Annotated in this window: 21 protein-coding genes; all 21 read right to left on the reverse strand. The window is 41.1% G+C overall.

Annotation, left to right across the window (positions count from 1 at the left end; all coding sequences use genetic code 11):
• Positions 1-22 precede the first annotated feature (22 nt).
• A complete protein-coding gene (gene yhbY / locus G632_RS0100980) occupies positions 23-334 on the reverse strand; it encodes a ribosome assembly RNA-binding protein YhbY (protein WP_022767163.1) in 312 nt (103 codons plus the stop codon).
• Positions 334-1,683 carry a GTPase ObgE gene (obgE, locus tag G632_RS0100985; RefSeq protein WP_022767164.1) on the reverse strand — a complete coding sequence of 450 codons (1,350 nt, stop codon included), beginning with the start codon at positions 1,681-1,683 and terminating at the stop codon, positions 334-336. The genes yhbY and obgE overlap by 1 nt, the downstream gene beginning before the upstream one ends.
• Before the next feature lie 73 nt (positions 1,684-1,756).
• Positions 1,757-2,044, reverse strand: coding sequence for a 50S ribosomal protein L27 (rpmA, locus tag G632_RS0100990; RefSeq protein ID WP_022767165.1), 288 nt, complete (start codon positions 2,042-2,044; stop codon positions 1,757-1,759).
• A gap of 3 nt (positions 2,045-2,047) precedes the next feature.
• On the reverse strand, positions 2,048-2,377 hold the full coding sequence (locus G632_RS0100995; protein WP_022767166.1) for a ribosomal-processing cysteine protease Prp: 330 nt from the start codon (positions 2,375-2,377) through the stop codon (positions 2,048-2,050).
• A 20-nt stretch (positions 2,378-2,397) separates the two neighbouring features.
• Positions 2,398-2,706, reverse strand: coding sequence for a 50S ribosomal protein L21 (rplU, locus tag G632_RS0101000; protein WP_022767167.1), 309 nt, complete (start codon positions 2,704-2,706; stop codon positions 2,398-2,400).
• 87 nt (positions 2,707-2,793) lie between these two features.
• Positions 2,794-3,966: a ribonuclease E/G gene (locus tag G632_RS20800; RefSeq protein WP_022767168.1), complete on the reverse strand. Its 1,173-nt coding sequence runs from the start codon at positions 3,964-3,966 to the stop codon at positions 2,794-2,796.
• Entirely contained in the window at positions 3,959-4,681 is a 723-nt protein-coding gene (locus G632_RS0101010) for a TIGR03936 family radical SAM-associated protein (protein WP_022767169.1), read from the reverse strand. Before G632_RS0101010 ends, G632_RS20800 begins: the two co-directional genes overlap by 8 nt.
• On the reverse strand, positions 4,681-6,552 hold the full coding sequence (locus G632_RS0101015) for a TIGR03960 family B12-binding radical SAM protein (RefSeq protein ID WP_022767170.1): 1,872 nt from the start codon (positions 6,550-6,552) through the stop codon (positions 4,681-4,683). Before G632_RS0101015 ends, G632_RS0101010 begins: the two co-directional genes overlap by 1 nt.
• 10 nt (positions 6,553-6,562) lie before the next feature.
• Positions 6,563-7,870 carry a bifunctional phosphoribosyl-AMP cyclohydrolase/phosphoribosyl-ATP diphosphatase HisIE gene (gene hisIE / locus G632_RS21620; protein ID WP_022767171.1) on the reverse strand — a complete coding sequence of 436 codons (1,308 nt, stop codon included), beginning with the start codon at positions 7,868-7,870 and terminating at the stop codon, positions 6,563-6,565.
• A gap of 2 nt (positions 7,871-7,872) precedes the next feature.
• Positions 7,873-8,463: an imidazoleglycerol-phosphate dehydratase HisB gene (gene hisB / locus G632_RS0101025; protein WP_022767172.1), complete on the reverse strand. Its 591-nt coding sequence runs from the start codon at positions 8,461-8,463 to the stop codon at positions 7,873-7,875.
• Positions 8,464-8,646: 183 nt separating this feature from the next.
• On the reverse strand, positions 8,647-9,936 hold the full coding sequence (hisD, locus tag G632_RS0101030) for a histidinol dehydrogenase (RefSeq protein ID WP_022767173.1): 1,290 nt from the start codon (positions 9,934-9,936) through the stop codon (positions 8,647-8,649).
• The gene (hisG, locus tag G632_RS0101035) at positions 9,937-10,575 is read right to left on the reverse strand and encodes an ATP phosphoribosyltransferase (RefSeq protein ID WP_022767174.1); all 639 of its coding nucleotides are present in this window, start codon (positions 10,573-10,575) and stop codon (positions 9,937-9,939) included.
• Positions 10,576-10,586: 11 nt separating this feature from the next.
• Positions 10,587-11,702 (reverse strand): ATP phosphoribosyltransferase regulatory subunit, encoded by a 1,116-nt coding sequence (gene hisZ / locus G632_RS0101040; RefSeq protein ID WP_022767175.1) that lies wholly within the window; start codon positions 11,700-11,702, stop codon positions 10,587-10,589.
• Between the two features lie 91 nt (positions 11,703-11,793).
• Positions 11,794-12,333 carry a Holliday junction resolvase RecU gene (locus G632_RS0101045; RefSeq protein ID WP_022767176.1) on the reverse strand — a complete coding sequence of 180 codons (540 nt, stop codon included), beginning with the start codon at positions 12,331-12,333 and terminating at the stop codon, positions 11,794-11,796.
• A gap of 9 nt (positions 12,334-12,342) precedes the next feature.
• Complete coding sequence (locus G632_RS0101050) at positions 12,343-13,317, reverse strand: RluA family pseudouridine synthase (RefSeq protein ID WP_022767177.1); 975 nt, start codon at positions 13,315-13,317, stop codon at positions 12,343-12,345.
• A gap of 8 nt (positions 13,318-13,325) precedes the next feature.
• Positions 13,326-13,925, reverse strand: a complete 600-nt coding sequence (locus tag G632_RS0101055) for a hypothetical protein (protein WP_022767178.1) — start codon at positions 13,923-13,925, stop codon at positions 13,326-13,328.
• Positions 13,922-14,575 (reverse strand): HAD family hydrolase, encoded by a 654-nt coding sequence (locus tag G632_RS0101060; RefSeq protein ID WP_026512305.1) that lies wholly within the window; start codon positions 14,573-14,575, stop codon positions 13,922-13,924. The genes G632_RS0101055 and G632_RS0101060 overlap by 4 nt, the downstream gene beginning before the upstream one ends.
• 17 nt (positions 14,576-14,592) lie before the next feature.
• Positions 14,593-15,324, reverse strand: a complete 732-nt coding sequence (locus tag G632_RS0101065) for a pseudouridine synthase (RefSeq protein ID WP_022767180.1) — start codon at positions 15,322-15,324, stop codon at positions 14,593-14,595.
• A gap of 11 nt (positions 15,325-15,335) precedes the next feature.
• Positions 15,336-16,391 carry an N-acetylmuramoyl-L-alanine amidase family protein gene (locus tag G632_RS0101070; protein WP_022767181.1) on the reverse strand — a complete coding sequence of 352 codons (1,056 nt, stop codon included), beginning with the start codon at positions 16,389-16,391 and terminating at the stop codon, positions 15,336-15,338.
• A 70-nt stretch (positions 16,392-16,461) separates the two neighbouring features.
• A complete protein-coding gene (locus tag G632_RS18440) occupies positions 16,462-17,163 on the reverse strand; it encodes a hypothetical protein (RefSeq protein WP_022767182.1) in 702 nt (233 codons plus the stop codon).
• Positions 17,164-17,180: 17 nt separating this feature from the next.
• Complete coding sequence (gene coaD, locus G632_RS0101080) at positions 17,181-17,666, reverse strand: pantetheine-phosphate adenylyltransferase (protein ID WP_022767183.1); 486 nt, start codon at positions 17,664-17,666, stop codon at positions 17,181-17,183.
• Position 17,667: the final 1 nt, after the last annotated feature.

Below are 17,667 nucleotides of genomic sequence, written 5' to 3' on the forward strand. Positions count from 1 at the left end.
CCAACATGGTATATTTTTGAGTTTACTCAGCCTTTTTAGTCTTAGGAAGGATTATCTTCGGGTCATCCTTAAAAGGTTTATATAATACAAATTTTCTTCCGATTACCTGAACAAGGTCAGATCTTGTTCTCTCAGCAACAGTGTTTGCAACTTCCTTAACATCCTCAAGGCAGTTCTTAAGCACTGTGATCTTAACGAGCTCATGTGTGTTAAAGGTCTCTGCAATTGCGCTGGTGATCTCCGGTGTTACAGTGGCTTTTCCAATCTGGAAAACCGGCTCAAGGTCAGCTGCAAGTCCCTTTAAATAAGCTCTTTGTTTACTTGTTAATGTCATTATTCTTCATCCTCATCTATTGTCTCATCATCTGCAGGTACTGTGTCTGCATTTCTGTAGTACTCAAAACTGTAGCCATACATTCTTACAGTATCGCCTTCCTGAATGTGAAGGCTCTCAAGCTGATCGAGAATACCTGTGTCTGCAAGGAATTTCTGGAAGAACGCAAAGCCCTTCTCGGATTCAAGGTTTGTATAACCAAGCATTTTCTCAATCTTAGGGCCTTCAATAACATATTCGGCCTCGTCCTGATCGTAGTAAACAGAAAATGCCTCATCAGCTTCGGTAGCCATATCTTCAGGGAAGAATTCCTGCTCGAAGGTAATAGGTTTGTCCTCAATCTCAGAAAGGGTCCTACTTACATAGTATAACAGTTCCTTGATACCTTTTCCAGTTAGTGTGGAGGTTGCAAACACTTTTACGCCGAGAGGTTCGTACTTCTCTTTGATCTTTTTTATTATCTCAGCATCCTCACCCTCAGGAAGCATATCTACCTTATTTGCTGCAATAACCTGGATTTTCTTGGTTATGTCTGCGTTGTAGTTCTTAAGCTCATTGTTAATAGCTTCCAAATCCTCAAGAGGATCTCTGCCTTCTGTTGAAGCTGCATCAACAACATGGATCATCATTCTGGTTCGCTCGATATGTCTTAAAAACTCATGTCCAAGTCCTGCGCCTTCTGAAGCCCCCTCAATGAGTCCGGGAATATCTGCAACAACAAAGCCCTTAGCACCATCAAGATCTACAACACCCAGCATTGGAGTAAGCGTTGTGAAGTGATAATTGGCAATCTTGGGCTTAGCGTTTGAAACCTTCGAAAGGAAGGTTGATTTTCCAACATTTGGAAATCCAACAAGGCCTACATCAGCGATTACCTTAAGCTCAAGTAAAACCTCAAGCTCTATTGCAGGCTGACCGGGCTGTGCATACTTAGGCGCCTGCATGGTTGAGGTAGCATAGTGCATGTTACCGTTTCCGCCTTTTCCGCCCTTTAGGATCACAACTTCTCTGTTATCACCGCTCATATCTGCGATTACTTTACCGCTAGTTGCTTCTTTTATAACAGTTCCTTCTGGAACCTTTATGATAAGGTCAGCGCCATTTTTTCCATGGCAGCGCCTTTTATTTCCGTTTTCACCGTTTTCAGCTTTATACTTGCCGCCGTAATGGAAGTCTGAGAGCGTGTTTATTCCTTCATCCACTTTAAAGATGATGTCTCCGCCCTTTCCGCCGTCTCCTCCATCAGGACCGCCGTTAGGAACGTATTTCTCCCTTCTGAAAGAGATATGTCCGTCTCCGCCTTTTCCGCTCTGTATAAAGATTTTAGCTTTATCTACAAATACTGGCATATTAGTACCTCAAAATACAACTAGTTAAAAATAGGCTTCAAACAAAAAGTTTGAAGCCTGTCTTTTGCAAAAATTACTTATTCTCTACAGCATAAACGCTGGCCTGTTTCTTATCCTTGCCCTTGCGCTCGAATCTAAGAACACCATCAACAAGTGCAAATAATGTGTCATCGCTACCGATTCCAACATTAACACCAGGATGAATGTGTGTTCCACGCTGTCTGTATAAAATATTTCCGGCCTTCACGAATTGTCCATCAGCTCTTTTTGCTCCAAGTCTCTTGGATTCTGAATCTCTACCGTTCTTGGTTGATCCAACACCCTTCTTATGAGCAAAAAATTGAAGGTTCATATTCATCATGACTTATTCCCTCCTAAATTTAATGTTCAAAAATTTCTTACCATACTGTTCGTATATACTGGTGACACCGAGCTCGAAAGACCTTAATAAAAGATCTGCTTCCTTGGAAGGAATATTCTCAAACTCTAATCTCAATATACCTTTTTCTTCATTCTGGCTGGTCAATATCTTATCATCTGTGAATTTCTCAACAGAATTGATAGTATTGATTGTCAGGACCGATATTGCAGCACATACAATGTCTTCACCGTATTCAGCAAATCCTGCATGTCCGTTGCATTCAATCCATTTGTAACTGCCGTCTGAAGCTTTCGTAATTGTAATATTCGTCATCTGTATATAGTCAGCTTAAATTACATTGTGATCTTGTCGATCTTAACAGTTGTGAATGGCTGTCTGTGACCGTTCTTCTTGTGATAGCCAGTCTTTCTCTTGTACTTGTAAACAACAACCTTCTTAGCACGTCCCTGCTCTACAACTGTTGCGCTAACCTTAGCTGAGCTAACATCGACTGCAACCTTGAGTGTATTGTCGTCGCTTACTGCAATAACATTATCAAATGTTACTTCTTTTCCAGGCTCTACATCAAGCTTCTCTACCTTGATCTCATCGCCCTCGGAAACTTTGTACTGCTTACCACCAGTTACAATAATTGCGTACATAAGTTACCTCCTTCTTCAAAAAACTCGCTAACTTCGGCGGGGATAGACCCACTTAGGCCTAGTTAAGCGGCATACCATGGTATAATATCATTCATTTTCCATGTTGTCAACACTTTGATTGTTATTTTGTAATATTTCTTTTAATGATTTATCGTTTTTGTTTCTTGTGAGTTCAATTATGCCAAGCCCGGTTATATCGACAAATTCAGTGTGTACCACTTCTTTTCTTGCAAGAGCTCTTACATGATCACAAAGTTTTTGCACATCTTCTTTGTCTTTCATGTTAATGAAATCTATAAGTATCATTCCCGTAAGATTTCGAAGCCTTATCTGTCTGAATATTTCATCGGCAGCTTCTATGTTGACTTTATATGTAATATCTGTCTTGCCGGAAATTGCTTTTCCTGTATTTACATCTATGGCATTAAAGCTTTCAAGCTGTTCGATGATAAGGAAAGCTCCTGATTTAAGCCACACCCTGTTATAGAGCAGCTTATCCATATCTTTTTTAAGACTGTAAACTACAGATTCGTTAAGAATACGTGGTTCATCTGAGGTTTTGGTCCTGATGAATGCCTTTGCTTTTTCAATGTGATATGCTTCATCTGCACTATCATTTTTCTGAAGGCATGAAAAGACCTTTCGGCTCTTTGCCACGCTCAGAATATCGCAGATTTTATCTATACATGCCTTTATATCATCTCTAATATTCTCATCTATATCATCCCCTGAAAGACGAGCAGCTTCAGTCCTTACAATCACGCCAAAATCTGTACCGTCTAGCTTTTCACAGTATTCATCAACTAAGTCTTTATAGTGTTTCTTAGCACAAGTAATCAGTCTGGTTCTGTCATCCTGAGAGATTTTTAAGGATGCTCCAACGCCTTTTCTACCAAGCGTAACAGCTACGAATTTACCGGAGATTGATATGCGGGATGAAAGCTTGGCTTTCTTAAGTTTGAGAGGTTCTGCTTCTACCTGAAGCACGATCTCATCACCTTGTCTTAGCTCTGATGACGAAATGATCTTTCTGTTAACAACGGTAATTGGGAGTATGTTTTTGAGCGCAACATAGCCCTGCTCGTCATCGCGATACCTCACAAAGGCAGAATCAATATTCTTCAGGATATTCTCCACTCTGCATAAATAAATATCGTCGAGCACCGAATCACGGACAACAGAAATAAACTCCAGCTTATTGTAGATATAAGCTGAAACAACCAGATAATTATCATAGTTAGAAACAAAGATATCAGCCATTTAAATATATTCTCTCGTCTGTATCACCGGCTATGAATGGTTCGATGTATGTTTTATCGCCTTCCTGAAAATCGCGGTAAATATCTACTCTGTGTATATCGAGCCATACGGTGTTAAACTCTTTTCCCAATGATTTAAAGAAGTACACAAAGAGCAAAGTCGGCTTTAATGTAACCTTACTGCTCATCATCAGCAGTATATCAAGGTAGTCTTCTCCGAACTCATAATTTAATATCATCTGCTTCATATCGATCTCTTTTTCGCCGCTCTTTGTCTTCTTAACGGCTGGAAGAGTTTCTTTTTCAAGATAAGACTCCATCTCGCTCACCCAGTCGAAATCCGGTTTTGAATTCTCTCTGAATTTCAGATGATATTTAGCAGCATATGAAGTTGTCATTGCCTTTTCTTCACGCTCATCAAGCTCAGCAATGGCAACGATCTTAATGCCTTCATTCATAACACTGTTAAGTCCGTCCATGATATCTTTAACACTGCTCATGGAATTTACAGTCATATCAAGATATTCACCATCACTGGTTGCTCCTACGCTAAGGGGCTGCGCAAAAGATAACACCTGATGTGGGCTAAAGCCTTCTGAATACTTGATATCAATACCTGCTCTTCTGATGGCCTTTTGAAAATATCGCATGACATCCAAATGACCTATGAACTTTATTGGTCCGTTTTTTGAAAATTTCAAACGTAATTTATGCATTATTTACTCTCCGTGCAAACTCCGACTCCATAGGAAGCTGCACCACATCCCAAACATCCTTGTCTGCAATTTATTGATTTCTTACCTGCAAGGGCATTTTTCCATTCTCTTAGCATAAAGGCCTTTGTTACGCCACAGTCGATGATATCCCAGGGGAATGTCTCGTCATCAGCTCGTTCTCTTGTGGTGTAGAAGAAAGGATCAACTCCGCATTCCTTGAAGGTCTCCATCCATGTGTCAAACTTGAAGTACTCACTCCAGGCGTCATAAACGCAGCCCTTTTCATAAGCTCTTAGAATAACATCGCAGAGCCTTCGATCGCCTCTCGCAAAGATACCTTCCATCATACTTGCATCAGCTTCGTGCCAGTTGTATTTGATATGCTTCTGGTTAAGCTGTGACATGATTCCTTTTCTGGTCTTATTTGCCTTATCAAGGAACTCTTCCTTGGTATTCATAGGAGCCCACTGGAACGGAGTAAAGGGCTTGGGTACAAAGAATGAAGTACTTGCTACGATGTCTATTGTACGTCCGCCTCTCTTTTCCTTGGGCACAGTCTCAAAATACTCCACAGCAACTTTATTGGCTATATCACCGATGCCATAGATATCTTCATCTGTCTCTGTAGGAAGTCCCAGCATGAAATAAAGCTTAACTTTATTCCAGCCACCAAGAAACGCCTCGTGCGAGCCTCTCAGAATATCCTCCTCTGTGAGACCTTTATTGATAACATCTCTCATTCTCTGGGTTCCGGCTTCCGGTGCAAATGTAAGAGAACTCTTTTTTACATCCTGGACCTTACTCATTACATCCAGAGAAAATGCGTCTATTCTAAGTGACGGAAGAGATATGTTTATCTTCTTTTCATTGCAGCTCTTTATCAAAAAGTCGATAAGCTCAGGGAGTTTTGAATAGTCACTTGAGCTTAAGGAGCTTAAAGAAATCTCCTCATATCCGGTGTTCTCCAGAGCTTCTATCGCAATTTTCTTAAGATATTCCACGTCCTTTTCACGAAGAGGTTTATAGAGCTGTCCTGCCTGGCAGAATCTGCAGCCTCTGATGCATCCACGCATGATCTCAAGAACAACTCTGTCCTGTGTGATCTTGATGTAGGGAACTACAGGCTTAGTTGGATAAAACTCGTGAGAAAGGTCAGTGCACATCTCCTTTTTGATGGTCTTTGGAATATCATCAAAAACCGGTTCCATGGATGCAATAGTCCCGTCTTCCTTGTACTTAACATCATAAAATGATGGTACGTAGATACCAGGAATCTTAGCAGCTTCATGAAGAAAATCCATTCGGCTGATACCTCTTTTCTTCGCATCCTTATACAGGTCAAAGAGCTCGCGATATCTTGTCTCACCCTCTCCGATATAGAAAATATCAAAGAAATCTGCAATCGGCTCAGGGTTATAGGTACAAGGGCCACCACCAATGACTATTGGGTCATCCCAGGTCCTGTCTGCAGTTTTAAGAGGAATGCCTGAAAGATCCAGAACCTGTAATATGTTCGTGTAGCACATCTCATACTGGATGGTAAAGCCCAGGAAATCGAAGTCCTTTACCGGGTCCTGAGATTCAAGCGCAAAAAGAGGAATGTTCTTTTCTCTCATAAGTGCATCCATGTCCATCCATGGAGAATACACACGCTCGCACCATACGTCGTCGTAAGAGTTGAACATTCCGTAAAGGATCTGAATGCCCAGATGGGACATTCCGATCTCGTATACATCAGGAAAACAGAAGGCAAATCTTATATCGATCTGCCCCTTATCCTTAACAACACTGTTTACCTCATTGCCGATGTATCTCTCGGGCTTTTCGATAGTAAGCAGCGCCTCATCTGTTAATGCTAAATTGTAATTCATACTTTTTCCTTTATCGTCTTGACAGTTCGTCTGTTATATCCTCCCAGCTGACATTTTTAACAGCCATGAGGACCATCATATGATACAGGAAATCACTCATTTCGTAAATAACTTCATTTTCATTCGGGTTTTTAGCGGCTATAACCATCTCGGTTGCCTCTTCACCAACCTTTTTAAGAATCTTGTCGATTCCTTTTTCGTAGAGATAATTGGTATAAGAACCTTCTCTTGGATTATCTTTTCTGTCCTTTATAACCTCAAATACTGCATCAAGAACCTTCTGCGGATTCTTCTCGGAATAATCCTTTTTAGCTATCTCGTTAAAGAAGCAGGAATAACTTCCGGTGTGACATGCAGCGCCAATCTGCTTAACCTTGGCAAGAATGGTATCAAGATCGCAATCTGCTGTAAGAGACTTAACATACTGGAAGTGCGAACTGGTCTCGCCTTTTATCCAGAGCTCATTTCTGCTCCTGCTAAAGTATGTCATCTTACCTGTCCTAAGCGTAGTGTTATATGCCTCTTCATTCATATACGCCAGCATCAGAACCTGATCTGTTCTGTAGTCCTGAACGATAACAGGAACCATTCCGTCAGAATTCTTTTTAAGCTGATTCCATGTAAATGCCGGTTCCAGCGCACTAATCTTAATTCCTTTTTCAGTTAAAAAATCTTTTATCTGATTTATGCGCTGTGCATTGGAATTTACATTTATTCCGGACACAGCATCAATAAAGTCATATTTGAAAAAGAGCTCTTCAGGATGGTCTTTATAGGGCAGATCATCAGCATCAAAAACTGCCATAACAGGAAGGTCAATGCCCGGATCTGTTAGCTTTGCTTCATCCTTTGTAACGAGTACAAGTTCAGATGCAAAGGTAAGGATATCGTCTTTTCTTTCTGTCACGGAAGATGCGTCTTCGTAGCAGATAACAATCTTGTCCTTGCCGAATTTCTCTGATACTTCCTTCAGGATATCAGCGTTACCCTCCTTTGAGAAATTAAGGGCAGCTCTCTTACAGCCTGCATAGAGGAGCTTTTTGATATCCTCCATCCTCTTGACATTGCCTGCGCCGATAACAGGGACATCAACAGCCTTACAGATATCCTTGATCACATCCAAAGACTCTTCATGAGCTTTATCATCTCCTGCCGGGGAAAGATCAAAAACTATGATCTCGTCAGCATTTGAATTTGATAATCTCTCGCCTTCGGAAACTGCATCAAACTCGCATACCTGGTCGGTTCCAAAGCCTTTCATTGCACGACCATTTTTCAAATATATTGCACCGACTATTTTTTTAACACTGTTCTTCATGCTTAAAGTGCTCCTTTTGTACTGAGTACGCCTTCTATTCTCGGATCTATCATTGATGCTTCATCCAGCGCTTTTGCAAACGCCTTGAATATCGCTTCAATCTTGTGGTGATCGTTAGATCCATTTAAAACCTTGATGTGGAGATTCATTGCTGCAGAATATGAAACTGCATAGAAAAACTCTTTTACCAGCTGTGTGTCAAAATCACCGACCATAGGTGCTGTAAATTCAGCATCCATCACAAAATACGGTCTTCCGCAAAGATCTATTGCACACATTACCAAAGTCTCATCCATGGGAAGGATCATGCTTCCGTAACGCTTTATACCCTTTTTGTCGCCCAAAGCCTTAGAAATGGCCTGTCCAAGCACGATTCCGGTATCCTCAACCGTGTGGTGACCATCAACATTTAGGTCTCCGTTTACTGTGACATCCATGTCATAAAAGCCGTGTTTTGTAAATCCCTGAAGCATATGATCAAAGAATCCGATGCCCGTTGTGATGTTTGAAGCTCCTGACCCGTCAAGGTTAAGTAAAACCTTGATGTCAGTTTCTTGCGTTTTTCGTGTCACTTCTGCAACTCTTTTTTCCATAGCTTGTGTCTCCTTATATGCAGTTTACAAAATATTGTAAATTCCAATTATAAAATATATGTAAACTTGCATTTTATATACGTTTTAGAAAGTAAACTTGCAATTTTGGTGCACTTTTCAATGATTACAAGTGTAATTTTTAAGCATTGACCATATCAGTCGCGTTGACCATATCAGACAATCTTATTCGAACCTTACAGCAATGGAATTAGCGTGAGCTGTAAGTCCTTCCTGCTTTGCAAAGAGTTCAATATCATCATGTACTCTCTCAAGTGCTGCTCTTGAGTACGAAATAATACTTGTTTTCTTTACGAAATCATCAACAGAAAGCGGTGAGAAGAATCTTGCAGTTCTGTTTGTAGGAAGAATGTGATTAGGGCCTGCATAGTAGTCTCCGAGAGGTTCTGAAGAATAATCTCCAAGGAAAATAGCACCTGCATTCCTAATTTTTGTCATTGTTTCATACGGATTAACAGTAATTATCTCAAGGTGCTCAGATGCTACTGCATTGGCTGCTTCGATGGCATCCTCCATATTCTCTGCTACAAAAATATATCCATAGTTATCTAAGGACTTCTTTATTATATCCGCTCTTGAAAGAGTCTGCAAAAATCCGTCAATCTCTTTTGACACATTATCTGCAAGTTCCTGTGATGTAGTAATTAAAATAGCGCTTGCCATCTCATCGTGTTCAGCCTGTGACAAGAGATCGGCAGCCACATATCTTGCATTTGCACTCTCATCCGCAAGAACAAGTATCTCACTGGGACCTGCGATAGAATCAATTGAAACGTGTCCAAAGCATGCTTTCTTGGCAAGTGCAACAAAGATATTGCCAGGTCCTGTTATCTTATCAACTTTAGGTACTGACTCTGTTCCAAATGCCATAGCCGCGATAGCCTGAGCTCCGCCCACCTTATAACCTTCAGTAACACCTGCTATATCAGCTGCAACAAGAGTTCCGGGATTAACCTTACCATCCTTGCCAGGAGGTGTGCACATAACAATTCTCTCAACACCTGCAACCTTGGCAGGAACTACGTTCATAAGTACGCTTGAAGGATAAGCTGCTTTTCCTCCGGGAACATAAACGCCTGAAATCTCTATCGGAAGAATTCTCTGTCCCAGGATACTTCCGTCTTCTTTGGTATCGATCCAGGTGTTCCTCTTTTGCTTCTCGTGAAAGGCTCTGATATTCTCAGCACTTCTCTTCATAACTTCTACAAATTCAGGATCAAGTGCCTTGTATGCCTCTTCTATTTCCTGTCTTGTTATTTTAATTGAATTTGCATCAATTACGCACTTATCAAACTTCTCTGTGTACTCAAATAAAGCTTTATCGCCGTTATTTCGGATATCAGTTATTATTCCATTTACTGTTTCTTCATACTCACCATAGCTTCCGGGATTTCTGTTTAAAAGATTTCCAAGAAGTTCTTTTTTTGTTTCTTCTGTAAGCTTAAGTGTTCTCATTTATTCCAAATTCTCCTTAATGTCATTTATGAGCTTTCTGATTCTCTCAGTCTCCATCTGCATGCTTACCTGATTCACGATCATCCTTGCAGAAAGGGGACAGATTTCTTCAAGAACCTCAAGGCCGTTCTCCCTGAGTGTTGATCCTGTTTCAACAATATCAACGATCACATCTGAAAGATTAACAATAGGCCCAAGCTCTACCGAGCCGTTTAGCTTAATTATATCAACCGTCTGATGCTTTTTATTGTAGAAGTAATCCTTGGCAATATTTGGATACTTGCTTGCAACTCTGATCATCTCACGGTGCTCTAAAAGCTCTTTTGCCTCATGAGGTCCGCAGACACACATTCTGCACTTTCCAAAGCCGAGATCCAAGACTTCGTAAACTCTTCTGTTCTCCTCAAGGATAGTGTCAGCGCCTACAATACCAATATCCGCAGCGCCATACTCAACATAGGTCGGCACATCAGGTCCCTTTGCCAAAAAGAACTTAAGCTTAAGCTCTTCATTGGTAAAAATAAGTTTTCTCGTCTTTTTATCTAATATCTCCTCGCACTCAATCCCGCATTTATTAAGTATCTCCATGGTTGAGTTGACAAGGCGTCCCTTTCCAAGGGCAAATGTAAGATATCTCATAAATTCACCACTCATGCCTTTCTGTATGCCAAAGCCACTTTCTGGCCTGATTTTCTCATTTCTATAGCTTCAGACAGTTTAGCCTTAAAGCTCTCTTCATCAAACTCAGTATATACAGTCTGCTTCTCATGTTCCATTTCAACGTTCTGTCTGTAAAGAGCTGACAAAAGGTCATCAAGTAGAATTACGAAGCCAATAGCAGGTGCTTCCTGACCGTATTTTCCAAGGAGGTTGTTGTATCTTCCTCCCTTAGCAATGGCATCGCCTACTCCGTAGGTGTATGCGCTAAAAATGACACCTGTGTAATAATTGAATTTACTCAGCATTCCAAGGTCAAATGAAACATACTGGGTAACATCATACTCTTTAAGTACCTGATAAAGCCTTTTAAGGCGCTTTATAGCGTTTAAGCTTCTCTCGTTTGATACCTGCTCCTGAGCCTTATCAAGGGCCTCATCTGAGCCGATAAACTCAGCAACCTTGACTATCAGGTTTTTATACTTCTCAGGGATATTTCTCTCAGCAAGGATGCTCTCTGCAGCAAAATAGTTCTTCTGAACGATCTGCTCCCTGATCATGACCTCTGTCTCTGCATCAATACCGGCTTCCTCGCAAATGCCTTTGTAGTACTCTGCATCACCGATGCTGACCTGGAAGTCCTTCAACCCTGAGCTTAAGAGAGATTCTATTAAAAGAGCTATCATCTCAGCGTCAGCGTATACAGAATCATCTTTAAAGAGCTCAACGCCTATATTGCCTGTTTCCTTTAATTTGCCCTGAAGACTTGAAGTATTAAGGAATGTACTGCCCTGATATACAACTCTCACAGGCATTGGATTTTCAAGCATTACCTTGGATGCACATCTGGCAATAGATGGTGTAAAGTCGGGTCTTAAAACCATTGTATTTCCGTCTTTATCAAAGAACTTGTACAGTTCTCTCGCATCGCTGGCATTTATCTCCTGAGCAAATACATCGAAAAATTCAAACGTAGGCGTTTCTATATCTTCATATCCATACAGTTTCATCTTCTCATGGATCTTGTCTCTTACGATCAGTCTGTCGCTGCATTCTGAACCATAGATATCTCTAACTCCGTCGGGAGTATGTAAAAGTACTTTATTCATGTCTACCTCACTTTAGTAATGCGCAGTGCTACTATGATAATTCGCTACCATAGAAAAGAGTTTACATTATATCAAACAATATGTCAAACAATTATTCTCTCTCTTCAAGGTCAATCTGCATTGCATCAAGATAAGGGATTAAAAGCCCCGGGTCCTTGTGCTTTTTTATTACATATTTAAGGTCCAGTTCATCATGGCGAAAGCTCTTTCTGCCTCCTGCCTGTGCTCTGTCCCAGAAAACGCGTAAGTTTCTGTAGGGAAGGTAATAGAATTCGTCTAAAGACGTAAAGTAGATAAGAAAAAATGCAACTCCATTCTGCTCCTCAAAGCTTTCCATGAAGTTAACCTGGTGCTGGTGAATATTTTGCAGTGCAAAAGATGTTGTTGCGCATTCCTTGGCATCAAAGCACACAGGAATACCCTGGACTGCACCAATGTAGTCCACGGTTGACTTTTGATCAAAGTAGGCAAGCGTTATGTGCCGTGTCTCCTTCTCAATATTTATTGGCGTAATAGGTGTGGGAATTTTCTGAATAAGACAAAGTCCAAGTTCAAGGTACCTCTCATTTGTTCTGTTGACCATGTCTTCAAGCGTGGATCCCCTGAGTCCACGAGATTTCCATGTAGGCATAATTACCTCTTATTCAAATATATTAAATTCCTTTGGCATAGGAGCCGTAAACTCCTTACCTGAAAGCTCTTCAAAAGGCTCTTTTAAATTCTTTGGAAACTCAAGCCTGTAGCTGTGGAGAAGCTGAAAGTTAAGTCCCTTATAAGCTTTTCCGCCGTATTTTATATCTCCGAGAATAGGATGCCCTATACCGGCTAAATGAGCCCTTATCTGATGAGGTTTACCTGTTATCAGCTTAACCTCCAGCATTGTCATATCCTTTTCTCTGTTAAAGGATACAACATGAAACTCGGTTTCAACATAAGAATATGCCGGGTCATGCGGATCTTTATCAAGAATTACAACCTTGTTTTTCTTATCATCCTTTGACAAAAAACCTTTTAGTGAAAAGTCTGCATCGATCCTGCCCTTAACAATTGTGCGATAGAACTTCCCAACACTTCTGTCCTTTATAAGCTCATTCATCTTACGTGCGCCTACAAGTGATTTGGCACAGATCACAATACCGCTGGTATTTCGGTCCAGCCTGTTGCATATCGAAGGCCTGTAGGTATCAAGGCTCTCTGCTGTGATATCACCCTTATTCAAAAGATATCCGATGAGCCACTCATTTAAGCTGTCATCATCCTTCTGCGATTTCTGTGAAAGAACACCTGCAGGCTTATCTACAAGAACAATATTATCATCCTCGTAAATAACGTGAAGTTCACCAATCTTTTTATAAGATAACAATTCCGGGCACTCTTTATCAGAACCTGCCTCAGTTCCGCGAAACTTATTCAGGGTATCATCAGTAAAGAAGATCTTTATTACATCTCCCTTTTTAAGTTTTTCCATTCCGTCTGACTTTTTGTCATTAAGGGTAATGTTCTTCTTTCGCAGCATCTTGTAAACAAAGCCGCTTGAAGCCTCTTTTAAATAGCCCTTAAGGAATCTGTCAAAGCGTTTATCCTGTTCGTTTTCGCCAACTATGATCTCTTTCATTTAACCGCCTATAATGATATTGATAAAAGAATTCCCGCCGGTGTCTGAGTTGTTCCCGGAACCCACGCATCCTCGATTGCCTGAGGGTCAATGTTTTTCTCAGCCCTTAGCTTCTCAAGCTGATCAAGCCTTCCTAGGAAAGTATCAAGCTTATTAAAGACCTTAATGCTGTAGCTTGAGTATCCACTCTGAGCCATCATCTTTTTAATGTGCTTCTCTATATCTTCGCAATCTACTGACTTATCAGAGCAGTAACAGCAGATGTTCTTATCAAGAACCGTAGAAGCAGCCACGTTGTAATTCTTGTCATAACTGGTGATGACTAGATCATAGTAAACAAGCAGATTCCCTTTATGCGCCTCAATCTGGCTATGATCACTTTCGCTGCAGCCCTTTCCTCTAATGAACATTATCATGTTAACTGCGCTCCAGCCTGTCGGAAGGCAGCCAAGAGCAGCTATTATGGAAAAGACATTTTTCTGTGTTCCGTTTATTACAAGACCGATTACAAAAATTGCAAGCGTAATAGCCAGGCACACAGCCGTTCTTATTATCGTTACCTTTTTTCTGTATTCAATATATCCAAAGTCGCCTTTATACTTCTTCATCCTTCAGTAAGTCCCCAATAATCTTCTATATAATCATCTGCCAGCTCTTTTTTTAGGTCATCGCTGTGCCTTGAATAATCATCACTTACTGCAACAACAGTCATGCCGGCATTCTTGGCAGCCTTGATGCCATCCACAAGATCTTCAAAGACAAGACACTTTGATGGCTCAGCTCCCAGTTCATCCGCAACCGTAAGATAAATGTCAGGCGCTGGTTTCCCCTTAACTACCTGGGTTCCTGACTTAATACTCTGAAATTTATCCATTATTCCATGGGAAGAAAGCACCTGTTTTATCAGCTCTGTTGAATTGCTGGAGGCAATGCCAAGCTTAATGCCGCTCTCTTCACACTTATCCAAAAGATCAGATACTCCTTCCTTTAGAGGCACTTCGCTTGTGTATTTATCCCATGCCATTTTATTCCAGTCATCGCCGATCTTCTCAACAGAATCCTTAAGGTTAAATCTCTCCTTGAAGTAAACGGCAGTCTCAACAAAGCTTCTTCCGCCTATATCCTTCTGGAGAGTGCTTGGAGCCTCTATTCCATGTCCTGCCAAATACTCAACATCTATAGCTTTCCACATCCACATGGAATCAACAAGCGATCCATCGAGGTCAAAGATCACTGCTTCATAATCATTAAGCTTTATATCTTTCATAAATCATCCTATTTCTTTAATTCATTAATTTCTTCTTCGGTAAGTGGTCTGTAATCACCGACAGGAAGGTCGTCGCCAAGCTCTAAACTTCCCATAGAGATTCTGCGAAGAAACATTACTTCATTCCCAACAGCTTCAAGCATTCTCTTTACCTGATGGAATCTGCCTTCATGAATGGTAAGGAAAATCACCGGATATCCTTCTTCGTCCTTGTCATCACAAAGCTCAACCTTAGCAGGAAGTGTGTAATCTATGCTTCCATCATCCTTCTTATCACCGATATTCACGCCCTTTTCAAGCTTCTCTATATCAGCAGGTAAAAGAGCTTGTCTGATATGTACTTCATAGACCTTATCCACATGTTTTTTAGGTGAAAGGAGTCTGTGGATCAGATCCCCGTCATCTGTAATAAGAAGCAGCCCTTCTGTGTCGATATCAAGCCTTCCACAGGGAGAAAGACCTTTTACATTTTCTCCGGATAAAAGATCAAGCACCGTTTCGTTCCTGCCATCTCTTGTGGCACTCACAACGCCTACAGGCTTATTCAGCAAATAGTAATGATACTTGCTGTAACTAAGGACTATTCCGTCAAAAGCGATCTCATCGCTGTTTTCATCGATATGCATATCAGCCTTTGAAGCAGGTATCCCGTTTACAGCGCATCTTCCGTTTTTTACATATTCTTTTATCTGCTTTCTGGTACCTATATTTTGTTCCGAAAGAAATTTATCAAGTCTCAATGTCTTTTTCCTTAATAATTGAATGTAGCTGCCACCTGAACAGGATTACTTAAAGTACCCTTTTCATAGTTGTTGTAAGCAGCACAGACTATTGTTGGATTTACAGTTCCGCTTGGAACCTTAACGTTAAAGGACTGTGTAGACTTACTCCTGTCCCACATCTGCAGAGTATTAAAGGTCTTACCGCCATCATAGCTGTATGTAAAGTAGATGACAGGACTCTGGCTGTCCTTGGTCGTCATTTCAACAAGTACATTTCCGCTGGCAAGGTCGTAAGCAAGAACCTTAATCTCGCACTTCTCAGGTCCTGTTTCATCCTGATAAAGAACTCTTCCGGGCTTTTTAACTGAAGTGTATTTAAAGCCTGAATAATCAGCTCCTGTAGTGCTTGATTTAAGCTTAAAGTACTTGGCAATTGCAGTTGCATCAGCGGCAGCCAGTTTGCCAATAAAGTCAGCAGTCTTGATCTTGGAGACATCCACTCCATGGTCGAGGTATGCATGCTCCATGATAACGCAAGGCATGTTTCTTGCAACGCAGGCTCTTATGATTCCGTAGTAGTCCTTACCGGAAGATCCGACTCTCGTCTTAACACCCTTCTGATAAAGGCCCAGTCCACTCCATTCTGACTGGAGAATATTGCCGAAGTTAGCACCTGCTACATAGTAATTACCAAAGGTAGATGTCCAAATTTCAGAGCCGTAAAAAGCATGATTGCTTGAAGCGTTGAAGTGAATACTGTATACGAAATCTGCTCCGACACTCTTTGCATATGCTGCCCTGTCTTCCAGTGAAATAGCTGTGTCAGTGGTTCTCGTGGTATATACGGTAACTCCATCATATTTTTCAAGCTCAGCCTTCAGGACATTGGCAACCTGAAGAGTAAGAGCCTTCTCTGAAAGGCCGTTATACTGGGCACCAAGGTTTCTGTCTCCCTCTCCTCCGTGTCCCGGATCAATTACAACTACCACATTCTTAGATGCTGCACTTGTATCGATCGAAGTAGCTCCGAATACAGCTGTGAATACCATTACAAAAGTAAATACATACGAAATAAGCTTTTTCATAATATCCCCCAAACTCCTATTAAAGATAAAAAGCTGTCGCAATAATGCGGCAGCTCTTAGTAATCGCTACTTAGTTAAGCATATCAAGATTTAAACTTCCATCATCCAAAGCTGCGCCCTGATTTTCAGTTGTAACAGCTGCGCCGGTTCCTACAGAAGCACCGCCAACAGGTGGACGAAGGTCCGCTCTGTTTGACTTGATGATCTCACTGTACTGAGTAAGTGCAGAGAGAATGCTGTCATTGCTCTGAGTTACCTCTTTAACAATATTGATGCTGTTCTGCTTAACTGACTCGATGATCTCGTCGTTATTCTTGCTTGTTGCATCAATTGACTGATTTATGATGGAATCAACGTTCTCTAGAAGCTGATCTGTGTACTGTACAGCAGCTGCCTTCATCTCATTGGCCTCAATTGTTGCCTTGTCAAGGATGTCCTTGGCCTGGGCAGCAGCCTGTGAGATTACTTCATTGGCCTGAGCGTACGCCTGCTGCATGATCTCATGCTCGTTAATAAGTTCATTGGTGTGAGCAGTTGCCTCATCAATGAGCTCCTGAGCCTTCTTGCGCGCGTCATTTAAAATTGCTTCCTTGTTGCTGATGATCTTCTGATATCTCTTGATTTCCTCAGGTGTCTTGCTGCGAAGCTCTCTAAGAAGCTCATCAATCTCTTCTTTGTTGACAATGATCTTGGTCTGAGACAAAGGCTGTGGTTTGCAATTATCTATATATGTCTCGATCTCGTCAATAAGCTGTTCTATTCTGCTGGTCATGATAAATACCCCCGAATTTATTTGAATCCGTATTTTTTGTATAGCTCTGTGGCTATAAATTCCGGAACGCAGGTTGTAATATCCCCATTATAACTTGCGATCTCTTTTACAACTGAGCTGCTAAGGTATGAATACTCAAGGCTGGTTGTAAGGAATACGGTATCCACCTCATGGTGTGATAACTCTCTGTTAATCTGTGCAATCTGAAGCTCATATTCAAAATCAGTTATGGCTCGTAACCCCCTGATGATGATATGGATCTGATTTTCCTTGCAATAATCAATAAGAAGTCCGCCAAAAGACTCGATTCGCACATTTGGCAGGTCCTTCACAGATTCTTTTAACATTTTAACACGTTCATCAAGGGTAAACAATGGAGTTTTAGATGAATTGCACATTACAGCTACGATCAGCTCATCAAACATGCTGGATGCGCGCTTTATAATGTCCAGGTGTCCAAGTGTTACCGGATCAAAACTTCCCGGATATACAGCAGTCTTCATA

Origin of the sequence: Butyrivibrio sp. NC2007 (assembly GCF_000421405.1) — a bacterium.
Taxonomy (GTDB): Bacteria; Bacillota; Clostridia; order Lachnospirales; family Lachnospiraceae; genus Butyrivibrio.